Raw genomic sequence first — 14,843 nt, 5'->3', positions numbered from 1 at the left:
GGTGCACGACCTCCTCTACCCCGGGCTCGCCGTCCTGGCCTGGACGGCAGCCGCCCTGCGACTGGGCACCACCCTGCACTCCGGCTCCGGCAACCCCGCCCGACACGCGGTCACCGGCGCGGTCGCCCTGCTCGCGCTGACCTTCACCGTGTCCACGCCAGCCGTCTGGGCGCTCGCCGACCGGGCCATCGGCGTCGAGAACGTGACCGCGCTCATCGCCCACCTCTGCGTGGTCGGCTTCTCCACCAGCATCCAGGTCCTGTTGCTGTGGTGGACCAAGCCGCCCGAGGAGGCCAGCCGGCACAGCCGATACCGGCTGGTCGCCCTGGCCGTGGTCGTGGTGCTGCTCTTCGTCCTGTTCTGCGGGATCGGCCCGACCGAGACCCACAACACCGACTTCGTGGTCACCTACGCCCACCGGCCGCAGCTCGCCGCGTACCTGCTGATGTACCTCGCCGCCTTCTCGGCGGGCCTGCTCGACATCATCCGCATCTGCTGGCCGTACGCCCGGCTCGTCGGTCCCGGCTGGCTACGCCGGGGGTTGCGCACCACTGCGGTCGGAGCCGCCGTCGGGTTGGTGTACACCCTGGTCCGCATCATCGACGTGATCACCGCCGTCTGCTGGGACCTGCCCCGCGTCGAGTGGATCGTCCCGATCGCGGCCAGTACCGGCGCGCTGCTGGTCATCAGCGGTCTGACCATGCCGGCGTGGGGCCCCCGGCTCGCCGCGTTGCCGGCCACGGCCCACCGGATCCGGCTGCTCCGGCAGTTGCGCCCACTCTGGGCCGCCCTCTGCGCCGCCGTACCGACCGTGCGCCTCGCCCACGACCGGCGCTGGTGGCGGCCGGCCGATCGGCTGCACCGCCGGGTCATCGAGATCTACGACGCCCGGCTGGTGCTGCGGCCGTACCTCAGCGAAGCCGTCGGGGACCGGGCCCGCCGCCACGCGGAGGCCGGCGGGCTCGGCGGCGACGACCTCGCCGCCGTGGTGGAGGCCGCGAAGCTGCGCGCCGCGCTGGCCGCGATGCGCGCCGACGTCCGCCCGCGCCGCCCGGAGCTGCCCGGCCCGCCCGATCCGGCCCTCGACGAGGTACGCGAGGTCGAACAGTTGGCCCGGGTCGCCCGCGCGTTCGCCAGCTCACCCCTGGTCGGTGCCGCCGTCCGCGAAACCGCCGACGACGCCTGACCCGTTCCGCGACCGCTGCCTGCGGTGGGGCACCGGGTTCGCCGTCACCCCGTGCTGTTTGGGCGGCGGCGGTCGGCGTTGGTCGGCCGGCGTCAGGTGGAAGCAGGGGACCCCTCCTACCGCATTTTGTCGAGCAGGGGACCCCTGCAAACACCGAACCTCCGGCGGTCACGATCAGGCTGCAGGCTCGTGACAGAGCCAGATGAACGCCTCCGGCTGGTCCCGGTTCCACTCGTCGGCCTGCTCCTGCGGCACAACGCGGAATCCGGCGGCGGCGTAGCAGCGCAGTGCACGGGTGTTGGCGGGGTTCACCCGCATGAACACCGCCGGCTGCCGGCGCAGCGCCTCCCCGGTCAGCAGGGCAACGAACCGACGCCCCACGCCCCGGCCCCGGTGCCCCGGCGCGACGATCAGCCGGGCCAACTCGGCCTCGTCCTCCTCCACCCACAGCTCACCGAAACCGACCAGCTCACCGGCCTCCATCAGCCCGTACGCCTCGGTGTCCGGCTGCGCCACCCAGCCGGCGACCGTCTCCGCAGTGACCTCGTCCCGGGAACACCACCACCGGGTCTCCTCGACCGACGCGGCCCACCCGGCCACCGTCCCGGCGTACGCTCCGTCGAACCGCACCAGCTCCATGCGCCGCCCCTTGTCTCGCAGCCGATGACGTCGCCAGCGGCGGTGGATCACGCGGGAGTCGTCCCGCCGGGGACATCGCGTCCGGCCACCGCCGGATAAGCGTGCGTCAGCGTAACGACGACGGACCTCGATGAGGACCGAATTGCCGGCGTCACGACGCCCGGTTGAGCGCGCGTCAACGCACGACACAGCCCGGGTGGTGATCGGATGATCGGATCGGACCGCAGCGATCGGGCACCGGGCAGGCACCAGAGCCCAGAGTGGATGCCAGAAGGGAGGTCCTCTTGATCTCGGCACTCAACCGGCTGGTCGACCACGTGGAGGAGCACCTCACCGAGGAGCTCGACCTCGACGGGTTGGCCAGGAAGCTCGGCACGACCGAGTACCACCTGCGCCGGATGTTCTCGTCGCTGGCCGGCATGCCGCTCTCGGAGTACGTGCGCCGGCGTCGGATGACCGTTGCCGCGGCCGACGTCGTCAGCGGCACCGACGACCTGCTGTCCATCGCGGTCCGGCACGGCTACGGCTCGACCGAGGCGTTCGGGCGGGCGTTCCGGGCGGTGCACGGTGCCGGCCCCAGCGAGGTACGCCACGACGGAGGCCCCCTTCGCACACAACCACAGCTCAGGTTCCGCCTGACCGTCGAAGGGAGCACTCCCATGGACACCCGCATCGTCGACCGCCCCGCGTTCCGGCTCGTCGGACACGCAACCCGGGTCCCGTTGATCTACGAGGGCGTCAACCCGCACATCCACCGGCATATCACCTCGTTCCCGCAGGAGGAGCACCTCCGGCTCAAGGCGCTGAGCAACACCGAGCCGGCCGGGATCCTCCAGGTCAGCGACGACCTCGACGCCGACGCTGCCGAAGGCAGCGAGCTGACCTACCTGCACGGGGTCGCGATCACCGGTGACACCCCGCCACCGGACGGGCTGGACGCCATCGAGGTCCCGGCCGGCACGTGGGCGGTCTTCCGTAGTTCAGGGCCGTATCCGAGCACCCTCCAGCAGACCTGGGCCGCGACCGCCACCGAGTGGTTTCCCTCGAACCGGTGGCGACTGCGGCCGGGCCCGTCGATCGTGACGGTGCTCGAACGCGCCGAGGACTTCAGTACCGCGACCTGTGAACTGTGGCTGCCCGTCGAGCCGACGTGACCGGCTCCACGGGCACCTGACCCGGATCGGACATCGGCAGTCGGCCCGGCCGCTCATCGGTTCCACACCGAGGCGGCCGGGCCGACACCCGGTCCGTGGACCGGGCGCCGACCTCCCGCCGGACCGTCACGTCACACTGCCGCCGGGTAGGCGTGTGCCAGCTCGACGGCGAACTCCTCGAACTCGGTCGGGGTCGTGTTGCTCGCGTTCCGCCCCTCCAGCGAGTGCAGCCGGCCGTCGCTCAGCGCCCGGTTGAACTCGACGAACAGCCCGGCGAAGTCGGGCGAGAACCCGGCGTGCCCGGTGAGGACCGCCACCAGGTCCTCGTCGGGCATCTGGACGTACCCGAGGTCCGGCCGGCCGATCGCCGCCCCGAGCGCCGCCGTCACCTCGGCGTACGTGCGGTCTCGCGGGCCGAGCAGTTCGCGGACGACGACGCCGCGCCAGTTCCGCTCGCGCAGCGCCCCGGCGGCGACCTTCGCGATGTCGGCGGTCGCGACCATCGGCACCTTCGCGTCGGGCGCAACCGAGTCGGCGACCACGCCCTCGTGACGGATCGTCTCGAGCGCCGCGTGGAAACCCTCGAAGAAGGCCCCGGGACGCAGCAGCATGACGTCGACACCATCGAGCGCCCGCAACCGCCGCTCCTGCCGGTGCAGGCTGGCGATGAAGCCGTTGCCGCCCGGCAACTCGGCGCCGATCGAGCTGAGTGCGACCACGTGGCGTACCCCGCTCTCCCGGACCGCCGCGACGATCGCCTCCCCACGCCGGTCCTGGTCGGCGTGGTAGTCGGGCAGGGTCGGGTCGAACGCGGTGAGCGTGTAGACCGCGTCGGCTCCGGCGAAGGCGCTCGTCAGATGGCGGGCGTCGCGGACGTCGCCGACGGCGGTCCTGGCCCCGAGTGCGGCCAGTCCGGCGAGCTTCTCCGGCGAGCGGCCGAGCGCGAGCACCTCCTCGCCGGCTGCGAGCAGCAGCTTGATGATCTTGCGACCGGTGTTCCCGGTGGCTCCCATCACGGTGATCATGTCAGGTCCCCCTGGCTGGATGCGATGTTCGTACGTCCAGCTTCGTCCCGCGAACTGGGACTGACTATGACTCACGGTCCGGCTTGCATGCTCATTCGTCCAGCAGCCCAGGACGACGAGTACCGCGCCTGCCATACTCGCCCTATGTCCACCGACCCCTGGCCGTCGACGAGCGATCCACTCGGCGAGGCGCTGCACCTCCTCGAGGTACGCGGTGCGTTCTACTGCCGGTCGGAGTTCACCACCCCGTTCGGGTTGGAACTGCCGCCGTACGAGGGTTACCTGTGGTTCCACGTCATCACGCGGGGCAGCTGCTGGCTCGAAGCGCCCGGGGCACAGCCGCGACGCCTCGCCGCGAGCGAGCTGGCGCTCGTCCCGCACGGCCAGGGCCACCGGCTGCGCAGCGAGCCCGACGCAGCCACGCCGAGCATCTTCGCCCTGGAGCGCGAACAGCTCGGCGAACGGTACGAGATCCTGCGCCACGGAGGCGGCGGCGAGCGCGTCGACATGGTCTGCGGCGCCGTACGCTTCGACCACCCGGCCGCCGGCCGGCTGCTCGCCCTGCTGCCGCAGATCCTCACCGTCGACCCGGCGTCCAGCCCGACCCGGCTCGAATGGCTGCGCTCCACCCTGCGGCTGATGGAGCTGGAAGCCGACGGCCTGCGCCCCGGCGGCGAAACCGTGATCACCCGCCTCTCCGACGTGCTCGTCGTACAGGCGCTGCGGGCCTGGCTGGAGAGCGACCCGGCGGCGCGGTCCGGCTGGCTCGGCGCGCTCCAGGATCCGCTGATCGGACGCGCGATCTCCCTCGTCCACCGCGAGCCCGGCCGGGAGTGGACGGTCGCCTCGCTCGCCGACCAGGTCCCGATGTCGCGCTCCGCCTTCGCCGCCCGCTTCACCGAGCTGGTCGGCGAGCCGGCGATGAGCTACGTGACCCGCTGGCGGATGCACCTGGCCGCCACGGCGCTCCGGGACGAGGGTGCCACCGTGGCCGAACTCGCGAGCCGCTTCGGCTACCGGTCCGAGGCGGCGTTCGCGCGGGCGTTCAAGCGCGTCGTGGGCTCACCACCCGGAGCGGTACGGCGAACGCGCCCGGTCTAGTGCCTCGTCTTGGAACGTCGACCGGGTTACCGGTCGGTTCTGAGAACTGCGCTCGGCCGGTGACTGCGGGTGTGCGTGTTGGAGGTCAACGCGTGACGGCGGGTGAGCGGACATCTGTTATCGCACACGGCTGTGGCAGCTCAGATCTACGACACGCCGAGCGGATTACACCTCAGGCAGCCACGAAGCCTCGGATACCCAGTCGGTGCCGGGTCGGGCGAGCCGCGCCGAGCACCTCGTGCACCTCGTCGGCGACCGGCGTGGCGTCCTCGACCTGCCGGCCGGGCGGCGGCACAACCTGCGGCAGTGGCAAATCGGCCAACCGAAATCCGGGTTCGCGATCAACTCCAAGATCCGCCGCCCGGATTACCCGTTCAAGGCTGCGCGACGAGGCACTAGTCGCTCACCTGCTGGCAGTAGTGCAGCTCGTGCAGGTGGCCGCCCTTGACCAGAACCGACGCCTCGACCGGGCGGTCGTCTCGGGAGGCCACCACACGGAACTGCCGAATGATCGGAACGTTGGGTGGGAGCGCCAGCAGCTCCGCTTCCTCGGGCGTGGGCATGCGCGCCGAGACACGGTCGGTGAACATGGCCATTGGCAGCCCCGCGTCAGACAGGACCCTCGGTGCCCCGCCGACGATCCGCCGTTGCTGCGTCAGCTCGGTGCCGGCCGCGATCGACATCGGGTAGTACGACCAGGACAGCTCGACGGGATCGGTGCCATACAGCGCCAACCGGTGTCGAACGAGGACCCGCTCCCCATCGGCGAGCTGAAGTGCCCGGCCGACCTCGGGCGGGGCAACCACCTCGGTCACGCCGAGCAGCCGGTAGGAGTACCGACTCCGCGTGGGGTTCAAGTAGGCGGCCGCCTCAACCACCAGCGGCTCGCGCTCACGCACGTAGACGCCCTTGCCGACTGCGCTGACCAGATAGCCCTCGTCCTTGAGTGCGGCGAGGGCACGCTGAACGGTTGCCGTGGCCGCCGAGTACCGGTTGACCAGGGTGGGAATGGACGGTAGTTGCGTACCCGGGGACAGGTCGCCGGCCATGATCGCCGCCCTGATCTCGGCCGCGATCTGCTCGTGCCGGGGACGACCGTCACCTCTGGTAGCCACTGTTCGTCCCCTCAGTCGATCGACATCTCGTACCGCAGCCGGCGGCCTTCAGCCACCATGGTCATGACGCTCAGCTCCACCGGCAGCCCGCCTCCGGAGGTGAGCAGGCGGGTGAGCCCCAACACCCAGCGATGGCCATCGAGGGCGAGCGCCTTCCGCTCCGCGTCCGTGGGTTCGCGAGCGTAGACGTCCTCGACGGTGTGGCACGGCCGGTAGCCCAGCTCCGCCAACAGGGTCACCGCCCCACCGCGGATCTTGCGCGGCTCGGCGAGTGCCGTGCCGCGGGCGATGGCAAGCGGGTAGTACGAGTCGGTCAACTCGACGGGCCGGTCGTCGAGCAGCATCAGCCTACGGCGCACCACGACCGTCCCGCCGGGCTCGATGTCGAGAGCGGCGGCCACCTCGGCGGGTGCCACCACCTCGGCGACCTCCACCAGCCGTTGGCTTCCCACGCCCCCGGCGGTTGCCGCCTCCGCTTTCCAGGAATCGGATCCCCCTGGCGTCACGTAGGGCACCGAGACACTCAGCCAACCCTTGTCGACCATCGCCAATCTCCCACTCGCGTCCGTCGCCCCGGATCAGAGTAGGTCGCCCAGCGGCAACACCAACGCCGATCCTTGATGCCTTATGCGATACGCAGTAAGGTTACCGCACGTAAGTGGGCCGGGACGGGTGCTGTGGTTTGGCGGCCTCGTACCCATCCCGGCCCGGCAAGTCGAAGGGAGCAGCCACGCTGGACCACGCCCGGGGATCGACTCCCCTCCTGTCTACCACCCGGTGGTGACAGCGACGCGTCCGGCGTGCCGCTCCCCGTCCCCGGCCGGCGCCCGCGCTGACCCCCGACAGCGCGCGCACCGGCCCCACCGGGGGCGGGCGTACGGCAGCGGCAGCGCACGCACCGACCGCACTTCCCCCGCGGTCGCCCGCGCCGGCCGTGCGCCCGCCCCTGTCCAAGGCAGGAGGGCTTCCCATGGGTGTCTACCGGTCGGTCCACCGACTGTCGGACCGCGACGAGACGGACGCGCAGGCCGCGCGCACGGTGCTCGCCAACCACGTACCCGATCCGGAGAACGGCCTCTGCGCGGCCTGCCTCGAACCCGCGCCCTGCCGGCCGGCGAACGCGGCGGCGAACCGCCTGGTCGACCTGGGTCGACCGGTGTTGCCGGACGATCCGCCACCGACCCGGCCGGCCGGCTGGCGCAGTCGGTGGTTTCCGCACCGCCGGGGCCGGTACCGGACGGCTCCGCTGCTCACCCACGCCTGGCTGCTCCGGCTCGGCGCAGCGGTGGCCCGGCCGCCGGCCTTCGCCTGGTTCGCCGCGTACGCCGGCAACCGGATCGCCCTGGCGGTGCTGCTCGCCTCGTACATGATGGACGCTCTCGCGGAACGCCCCGATCTGCCCGCGGCGGGCCTGCGGACCCGGTTCCTGAGCTGGCTTCCCCGCCGACTTTGATCCGGCCGACCGTGGTGGCGAGGACACCGCCACGGTCGGCCGCAGCGCGGCTACCTCGTGGTGAGGGTGAGCGCGGGGTCCAGGGCGATGGCCTTCTGCTGCTGCTCGGTCAGGGCGAACGTCCGGTCCGGCCGGCTGCTGGTGTGCGACACCTCGACCAAGATGCCGTCCTCGCGCAGCACCGAAACGTGCCGCTCGGCGGAGATGTCCGGGGCCTGCCGGGTGGGTTCGCTGATGACGCGGACCCGTTCACCGCCCGGTCCCTTGCTCTCCACGCAACGCTGGGACGTACTCGGCTTGCCGCAGCCCGGGAAGGAGACCACCCGGGCGATCCGGACGGCGAGGAGCCCCGGGACCCCGCCGACGGTGATCTGCGCTTGGCCACGGTACTGGTCGACGGTGTTCTCGGCGGTGTCACCGGTCCACTGCGACTCCAGGTCGGCGGCGCGTCCGTCGGCGCTCAGCGCCCCGACGCCGGGCACCTGCGCACGGAGCGTGGCGAGGACCGCCCTGTCGATCCGTTCCTGCTGGGCCGTGTCGGGGGAGGGGTTCGATGGCGGCGTCGATTCCGAGCCGCGCGGCAACAGGTCGGATTTCAGAGCGGGATCGTTCGCGACGGCGGTCAGTTGCTCTGCCGTCAACGGGAGCCGCCGCTGTGCGTCGTCGCCGGTCAGGTAGGCGGCGACCATGACCCCGTCGTTCCGCAGGACGCTCACGCTGCGGGACGGACGCGACTGGTTCCCGGTCGATCGGGCGTCTTCGCTGGCCACGATCATGGCACCGTCCGGAGCGGTCGTCCGCCGGCACTCGTGGGAGCCGAGCGGTGGCGATCCGCAGGTGAGCCGGCTCAGCACCCACCGGGCCACCTCGACGGTCAAGGTCCCGCGAACACCGTCGACCTCGATTTCGCGCTGGGTCGAGAAGTGGCTGGTCGGGTTGGGGCTCTGGTTGCCCGGCTGGCGCTTCGGAAGAAAGGTGATGTCGGGAGCCACACGCTTCAGGGCCGTGTCGACGGCATCCTCCAGGCGTTGCAGCTCCGCCGCGCTACCAGCCGTGGTGCTGGTCGCCGGACGGACGGTCGACGTCGTCGATCCCGGCACCAGCGCCACCGCGAGGGTCACCGCTAGGACGGCCGCCGCTCCGGCCCCGCTGGCCCCCCAGATCCGCAGTTTGCCGGCCCGCCGCTGCCGCACGATGATCCGATCCACGTCGATGGTGGAGACCGGCGAGTCGCCGATCGCCTCGTCGATTGCCTCTCGGTAGCTCATGCCCACTCCTCACTGGGTCGTCCCGACGAATTGGTGGCAAGGGCGCGCAGTGCGTCGAGGCCGCGCGCGGCCTGGCTCTTGACCGTGCCGGTGCTGATGCCGAGGATTCCGGCGGTCTCCTCCACCGACAGGTCGCAGTAGAAGCGCAGGACGATCACCGCCCGACGCCGCGCCGGCAGTTGCCCGAGCAGGTCGAGCAGCATCTCCCGGTCCGCGAGCGTGGGCTCGGACGAGTTCAGGTCCGCCCGGTCGGGGAGTTCGTCGACGCTCCGCTCGCGTCGCCACGGCCGCCGCCGCTCGTCCAGCCAGGCGTGGGTCAGCACGCCACGCACGTACGCGTCGACGTTCTCCGCCGCGCGAACCCGTCGCCAGTGCCGGTAGAGCTTGCCAATGGTGATCGACACCAGATCGTCTGCGGTGTGCCAGTCCCGGCAGAGCAGGTACGCCGTCCGGCGCAGCGGCTCCAATCGGGCGGCCACGAACTGCCGGTACTCCTCTTCGTCCGCGCGCTTCACCGCGCGGAGCCCGTATCAGCCGTCATGTCCAGGGGACGGACGCTCCGGTCCCCGGGGTTGCCTCGATCGTGGTGGCGAATGGCCCCCGGGAGGGCCGTTCGCCACCACGATCCGGAGGGCGGACCGGTCTCACGACGGGGCGGGGCGGCCGGTCAGGGCATGGTGGAGGGCGCGGCAGGCGGCATCCTCGGTGTCGTGGATCTCGCGGACGTCGTACACGCCGCGTTCGTAGAGGCCGATCTCCCACCGGCCGCCGGATGACCCGCGCAGGAACCAGAAGTCGGGCGGGAGCGGCACGTGTTCGTGGACGTCCTCCAGCTCGAAGGCCTCCGGGGAGAGCCCGGTGTGCAGCAGGATGTTGCGCAGCTCGCGCCGGTCCACCCGGTGCCTCCCGTCGTCAGGCGGGCGACCGCAGTCGCGCGCCAGGGTGACCGTACCGCCGGTCAGCAGGCGGAGGCGCCGGCGGCGCACTGGGCTCGCGGCGCGGCGGTCACGTTCTCCTCCACCAGGTACCCGTGCTCGATCAGCCAGGTGATGCTGAGCTGCGGACCGGCCTCGGGCAGGTGCCGGCGCTCCAGTTTGTACTGGGTGCCCATGCCCGGCTGGGCGAACCAGGGGGCGATCGGTCCGGAGTCGACGGTGAACGGCTTGAGCACGCAGTACACGTGGTAGTTGGCCAGCGGCGCGTTCGCCGGGGTGTTCAGGTTGGACGGTGGAATTGACCGGGAGCTGAACGGCGTGCCGAGGGGGGCGAGGTAGGCGCCGCCGGGAAAGCCGAACCGGTCCAGCCGGTATCCGGGGAGGAGGGTCTGCGCGGCCTTGATCGGACGGCCGTCCGGGGCGATGACGAAGCCGCCGGCCGGCGGGTAGACGTAGGCGTCCTGCGCCGCGTTGGCGTACTGGTCGAGGAACTCCTGCGCGGTGAGCGCGCCGAAACGCTGGTAACCCGCGAGCAGCGGCCCGACCGGGTGGGCCTTCGGTGGCCGGGCCGGGCCGAGGAGCTGGTTGTCCTCGTAGTGGGTGGTGGTGGGCGGCGCGTTCGGGGGCGTACCCGGTCGGCACGGTGAGCCGGACGGCACGGCCGGCGGCTGGCCGTCACGCCGCGCCGGCTGCGGGTCGTCGCGCTGGCCGGCCGGAGAATCCGGACGGCGGTCGTCGTCGGGGGCGGGCCGGGCGGCGAACGCGGGGGACGCCTGCTCGATGCCGGCAGCCGCCGGCTGGGCGGGCAGCGGTAGCAGGACGAGGGCGACGCCGGCCAGCAGCGCAAGGAGTCGACGGTCGACCGGCATGGGAACCTCCCGAGGACGACGGATCAGGTGATCTCATCGTCGGAAGGTTTGGTAATTCTTGCCGGGTTTTAGAGCTTTCATGCCCTAAAGGGGGGAATTCCTCCGCCCGGGTTGGTTGCAGGGGCACCTTGCAGTGCGGAAATGAGTAACAAGGGTCCCCTGCTACCAACCAGGAGCGGGTGCCGCACCCCGCGCTTCGAGAGCGCCGGTCAGCGCTCCAGGATCGCGGTGACGCCCTGGCCGCCGGCCGCGCAGATCGAGATCAGCCCGCGTCCGCTGCCCTTCTCGGCGAGCAGTTTCGCCAGCGTGGCGACGATCCGGCCGCCGGTCGCGGCGAACGGGTGCCCGGCCGCCAGCGACGAGCCGTTGACGTTGAGCTTCTCCCGGTCGATCGTGCCGAGCGGCGCGTCCAGACCGAGGCGTTCCTTGCAGAACTCCGGCGACTCCCAGGCGGCGAGCGTGGCCAGCACCTGCGAGGCGAAGGCCTCGTGGATCTCGTAGTAGTCGAAGTCCTGCAACGTCAGCCCGGCGCGGGCGAGCATCCGGGGCACCGCGTACGCGGGGGCCATCAGCAGCCCCTCGTCGCCGTGCACGAAGTCCACCGCCGCCGTCTGGGACCAGGTGAACCAGGCGAGCACCGGCAGGCTCCGCTCGCGCGCCCACTCCTCGCTGGCCAGCAGCACGGCGGACGCGCCGTCGGTGAGCGGGGAGGAGTTGCCGGCGGTCATGGTGGCCAGCCCGCCGTCCGGGCCCTTCGTGCCGAAGACCGGCTTCAGGCCGCCGAGTTTCTCCAGGGTGGTGTCCGGGCGGAGGTTCTGGTCGCGGGTCAGCCCCAGGTACGGCGTGACCAGGTCGTCGAAGAACCCCCGGTCGTACGCGGCGGCGAGCCGCTGGTGCGAGCGGAGCGCCAACTCGTCCTGGGACTGCCGGTCGACCGCCCAGCGCAGGGCCGTACGGGCGGCGTGCTCGCCCATCGACAGCCCGGTACGCGGTTCCGCGTTACGCGGGATCTCCGGCCTGAAGGGCTGGTGCGGGCGGAGCTTCGCGGCGATCCTCAGCCGCTGACCGAGGGTGCGGGCGGAGTTGAGCCGGAGCAGGGTGCGCCGCATCTCCTCGTTGACGGCGAGCGGGGCGTCGGAGGTGGTGTCCACGCCCCCGGCCACACCGACGTCGATCTGCCCGAGGGCGATCTTGTTGGCGACCAGGATGGCGGCCTCCAGCCCGGTGCCGCACGCCTGCTGGATGTCGTACGCGGGGGTGTGCGGGTCGAGCTTCGAGCCGAGCACCACCTCGCGGGTGAGGTTGAAGTCCCGGGAGTGCTTGAGCACCGCCCCGGCGACCACCTCGCCGAGCCGCTGCCCGGCCAGGCCGAACCGGGCGACCAGCCCGTCGAGCGCCGCGCCGAGCATGTCGGCGTTGGACGCGTCGGCGTACCGCGAGTTGGACCGGGCGAAGGGGATCCGGTTCCCGCCGATCACCGCGACCCGTCGGATGCTCTGCACGATCCCGCCTCCTCGAAACACTTGCCCCAACCCTACTCACCAGTAGGCTACGCCTATGACCGACAGGTACGCGAGCTTCGTCCAATCGGGGGCCGGTCGCGCGCTGGTCAAGCGCCTCGGGCTGCCCGATCCGCCCCGCCTGCGCCGACACCGCCCCGGCGACCCGCTGCTGCCCGGCCCCGCCCTGCTCGGTGCCGCGACCGGGGGCCGACTCGCCGAACCGGTCGGCCGGATCCTCCGCGCCGCCGGGGTCGAGCTGGCCACCGACGATCCGGCCGCCGGGGGCGACCCGGCCGCCGCGTCCGCCGACACCCGCTTCGGTGCCCTGGTGTACGACGCCACCGGCATCACCGACTCGACCGGCCTACGGCAGCTCTACGACTTCTTCCACCCGTACGCCCGGTCGCTGCACGCCAGCGGGCGGGTGGTGGTGCTCGGCACCCCACCCGAGCGGTGCGCCACCCCGCGCGAGGCGACCGCCCAGCGGGCGTGCGAGGGGCTGACCCGCAGCATCGGCAAGGAGTTCGGCCGGGGCGTCACCGCCCAACTGGTGTACGTCACCCCCGACGGGGACGCCGGCACGGAGACCAGCCTGGAGGCGACCCTGCGGTTCCTGCTTTCCGGCCGCTCGGCGTACGTCTCCGGGCAGGTCGTCCGGATCGGCACCGGCCCGGCCACCGTGCCGGCCGACTGGGCCCGCCCGCTGGACGGGCAAGTCGTCCTGGTCACCGGGGCGGCCCGGGGCATCGGCGCGGCGCTGGCCCGGGTGCTGGCCCGCGACGGCGCGCAGGTGGTCGTGCTGGACATCCCGGAGGCCGGGGACGAGCTGGCCGCGGTGGCCAACGAGATCGGCGGCAGTGCCGTGCAGCTCGACCTGACCGCGCCGAACGCCGCCACCCGGCTCGCCGACCACCTCGCCGCCCGCCACGGCCGGGTGGACGTGGTGGTGCACAACGCCGGCATCACCCGGGACAAGACCATCGCCCGGATGAACGCCGACCGGTGGGACCAGGTGATCGACGTGAACCTGTCCAGCCAGGAGCGCATCAACGACGTCCTGCTGGAGCGGGAGCTGATCCCGCGCGGCGGCCGGATCGTCTCGGTCTCCTCGATCGCCGGGATCGCCGGCAACCGGGGTCAGACCAACTACGCCACCAGCAAGGCCGGCGTGATCGGACTGGTCGACTCGCTCGCGCCGACGCTGGCCGATCGGGGGATCAGCGTCAACGCGGTGGCCCCCGGCTTCATCGAGACCCGGTTGACCGCCCGGATCCCGGTGGTGGTGCGGGAGGCGGGCCGCCGGATGAACAGCATGTCCCAGGGCGGCCTGCCGGTGGACGTGGCGGAGACCATCGGCTGGCTGGCCTGGCCCGCCTCCGGCGCGGTCACCGGCAACGTGGTCCGGGTCTGCGGCCAGAGCCTGCTGGGGGCGTGATGGCGCGGCGCGAGGAACCGGACGACCTCACCGTCCACGAGCTGATCGACGGGCCCACCGAGGCCATCTCCCCCCGTGACCTGGCCGCCGTCCGCGCCGCCAGGGACGGGGCCGCCGGGAACGAGGACGCCGGGGACGGGCACGACATCAGCGTCGCGGAGACCCACGACCTGTCCGCGTACGCCACCCAGGACCTGTCGGCACACGCCGCCCGGACGGCCGGACGGGCCCCGGTGGAGCTGCCCCGGATGCCGGCCTCCGGGCCGCTGTACCGGCGGGCGGTGCTCGGCGCGCTGCCCGGGATGGGCGGCCGGCGCTCCGGTGACCTGCCGGACACCGCGCTGGCCGTCCGGGGCGTCACCGTGGACCGGGCGCACCTGGCGGACTACGACCGGGTCTGCGGGTTCCGGCTGACCGACGAGTTGCCCGGCACGTACCCGCACATCATGGGGTTCCCGCTGGCGTTGCGCCTGATCAGCGATCCGGACTTCCCGATCCCGCTGGCCGGTGTGGTGCACGTGGGCAACCGGATCACCGTCCGCCGTCCGGTCGACGCAGGCGAGACCCTCGACTTCACCACGTACGCGGAGAACCTGCGTCCGCACCCGCGCGGCCGGCAGCTCGACGTGGTGCTGGTCGCCTCGGTCGACGGGGCGGAGGTCTGGCGGGGCGTGTCGACGTACCTCGGCCGGGAGCGGTCGGCGACCGGCGACCGGAAGAAGCAGGGCGAGTGGGCCCCGGCTCCGACCGGGCCGGCGCTGTGGCGGGTCGGTCCGCGGGTGGGCCGGGACTACGCCCGGGTCTCCGGCGACCACAACCCGATCCACACCTCGCGGATCGGCGCGCGGCTGCTCGGCTTTCCGCGCCCGATCGCGCACGGCATGTGGAGCAAGGCCCGCTGCCTGGCCGCGCTGGCGCCCCGCCTGCCGGGGGCGTACACCGTGGACGTGGCGTTCAAGCTGCCGATCCCGCTTCCCTCGACGGTCACCTTCAGCACCGGGTCCGACGGCGGTTTCGCCCTGCACGACGCCCGTACCGGCCGCCCGCACCTGACCGGCCGGATCACCTGATCTCCCTGGTGGTGGCGGGTCCGGGGATCGGAGTGGGCCGCGTCACCTGACGCCGGTCCACTCCGGGGGTGGACGAGGGCTTTCGGACGCG

The 14,843-nt window shown here is 72.3% G+C and carries 16 protein-coding genes; 6 read left to right on the top strand and 10 right to left on the bottom strand.

All coding sequences use genetic code 11. The features are described 5' to 3' along the window. Position 1: 1 nt before the first annotated feature. Positions 2-1,186: an MAB_1171c family putative transporter gene (locus IGA62_RS13980; protein ID WP_145821011.1), complete on the top strand. Its 1,185-nt coding sequence runs from the start codon at positions 2-4 to the stop codon at positions 1,184-1,186. Positions 1,187-1,360: 174 nt separating this feature from the next. Here the strand turns inward: IGA62_RS13980 and IGA62_RS13975 are convergent, their stop codons facing one another. Next, the gene (locus IGA62_RS13975; RefSeq protein WP_145821013.1) at positions 1,361-1,825 is read right to left on the bottom strand and encodes a GNAT family N-acetyltransferase; all 465 of its coding nucleotides are present in this window, start codon (positions 1,823-1,825) and stop codon (positions 1,361-1,363) included. Between the two features lie 284 nt (positions 1,826-2,109). Here IGA62_RS13975 and IGA62_RS13970 point away from each other — a divergent pair, with 284 nt between their 5' ends. Then, positions 2,110-2,979, top strand: coding sequence for an AraC family transcriptional regulator (locus IGA62_RS13970; protein ID WP_145821015.1), 870 nt, complete (start codon positions 2,110-2,112; stop codon positions 2,977-2,979). Positions 2,980-3,110: 131 nt separating this feature from the next. Here IGA62_RS13970 and IGA62_RS13965 read toward each other — a convergent pair whose 3' ends face one another. After that, positions 3,111-4,004 carry an NAD(P)H-binding protein gene (locus IGA62_RS13965; RefSeq protein WP_145821017.1) on the bottom strand — a complete coding sequence of 298 codons (894 nt, stop codon included), beginning with the start codon at positions 4,002-4,004 and terminating at the stop codon, positions 3,111-3,113. Between the two features lie 144 nt (positions 4,005-4,148). On the opposite strand from IGA62_RS13965, the gene IGA62_RS13960 reads away from it, so the two are divergent. Beyond that, on the top strand, positions 4,149-5,105 hold the full coding sequence (locus tag IGA62_RS13960; protein WP_145821019.1) for an AraC family transcriptional regulator: 957 nt from the start codon (positions 4,149-4,151) through the stop codon (positions 5,103-5,105). A gap of 172 nt (positions 5,106-5,277) precedes the next feature. Here IGA62_RS13960 and IGA62_RS13955 read toward each other — a convergent pair whose 3' ends face one another. From IGA62_RS13955 to IGA62_RS13945, 3 genes are all read right to left on the bottom strand, one after another. Continuing rightward, a complete protein-coding gene (locus tag IGA62_RS13955) occupies positions 5,278-5,427 on the bottom strand; it encodes a hypothetical protein (RefSeq protein ID WP_186500075.1) in 150 nt (49 codons plus the stop codon). A gap of 73 nt (positions 5,428-5,500) precedes the next feature. After that, the gene (locus IGA62_RS13950) at positions 5,501-6,181 is read right to left on the bottom strand and encodes a GntR family transcriptional regulator (protein ID WP_377464709.1); all 681 of its coding nucleotides are present in this window, start codon (positions 6,179-6,181) and stop codon (positions 5,501-5,503) included. A 50-nt stretch (positions 6,182-6,231) separates the two neighbouring features. Further along, the gene (locus tag IGA62_RS13945; protein WP_145821023.1) at positions 6,232-6,765 is read right to left on the bottom strand and encodes a UTRA domain-containing protein; all 534 of its coding nucleotides are present in this window, start codon (positions 6,763-6,765) and stop codon (positions 6,232-6,234) included. 425 nt (positions 6,766-7,190) lie between these two features. Here IGA62_RS13945 and IGA62_RS30955 point away from each other — a divergent pair, with 425 nt between their 5' ends. Next, positions 7,191-7,673, top strand: a complete 483-nt coding sequence (locus IGA62_RS30955) for a hypothetical protein (RefSeq protein WP_377464580.1) — start codon at positions 7,191-7,193, stop codon at positions 7,671-7,673. Between the two features lie 50 nt (positions 7,674-7,723). Here IGA62_RS30955 and IGA62_RS13935 read toward each other — a convergent pair whose 3' ends face one another. From IGA62_RS13935 to IGA62_RS13915, 5 genes are all read right to left on the bottom strand, one after another. Then, positions 7,724-8,941 (bottom strand): hypothetical protein, encoded by a 1,218-nt coding sequence (locus IGA62_RS13935; protein WP_145821025.1) that lies wholly within the window; start codon positions 8,939-8,941, stop codon positions 7,724-7,726. Beyond that, positions 8,938-9,456, bottom strand: a complete 519-nt coding sequence (locus IGA62_RS13930; protein WP_145821027.1) for a SigE family RNA polymerase sigma factor — start codon at positions 9,454-9,456, stop codon at positions 8,938-8,940. The genes IGA62_RS13935 and IGA62_RS13930 overlap by 4 nt, the downstream gene beginning before the upstream one ends. Positions 9,457-9,585: 129 nt before the next feature. After that, a complete protein-coding gene (locus IGA62_RS13925) occupies positions 9,586-9,837 on the bottom strand; it encodes a hypothetical protein (RefSeq protein WP_145821030.1) in 252 nt (83 codons plus the stop codon). Between the two features lie 62 nt (positions 9,838-9,899). After that, positions 9,900-10,745, bottom strand: coding sequence for a TNT domain-containing protein (locus tag IGA62_RS13920; RefSeq protein WP_145821032.1), 846 nt, complete (start codon positions 10,743-10,745; stop codon positions 9,900-9,902). A gap of 209 nt (positions 10,746-10,954) precedes the next feature. Continuing rightward, positions 10,955-12,247: an acetyl-CoA C-acetyltransferase gene (locus tag IGA62_RS13915; RefSeq protein ID WP_145821034.1), complete on the bottom strand. Its 1,293-nt coding sequence runs from the start codon at positions 12,245-12,247 to the stop codon at positions 10,955-10,957. Positions 12,248-12,302: 55 nt separating this feature from the next. Between IGA62_RS13915 and IGA62_RS13910 the strand changes: the two genes are divergently transcribed. Beyond that, a complete protein-coding gene (locus tag IGA62_RS13910; protein ID WP_145821036.1) occupies positions 12,303-13,682 on the top strand; it encodes a 3-oxoacyl-ACP reductase in 1,380 nt (459 codons plus the stop codon). Next, on the top strand, positions 13,682-14,752 hold the full coding sequence (locus tag IGA62_RS13905) for a MaoC/PaaZ C-terminal domain-containing protein (protein WP_145822239.1): 1,071 nt from the start codon (positions 13,682-13,684) through the stop codon (positions 14,750-14,752). Before IGA62_RS13910 ends, IGA62_RS13905 begins: the two co-directional genes overlap by 1 nt. Positions 14,753-14,843 lie beyond the last annotated feature (91 nt).

Origin of the sequence: Micromonospora sagamiensis, from assembly GCF_014680085.1 — a bacterium.
In the GTDB taxonomy this organism is placed as follows: domain Bacteria; phylum Actinomycetota; class Actinomycetes; order Mycobacteriales; family Micromonosporaceae; genus Micromonospora; species Micromonospora inyonensis.
The sequence above is the reverse complement of the archived record's forward strand: the minus strand, read 5'-3'. Positions and strand labels throughout refer to the sequence as shown.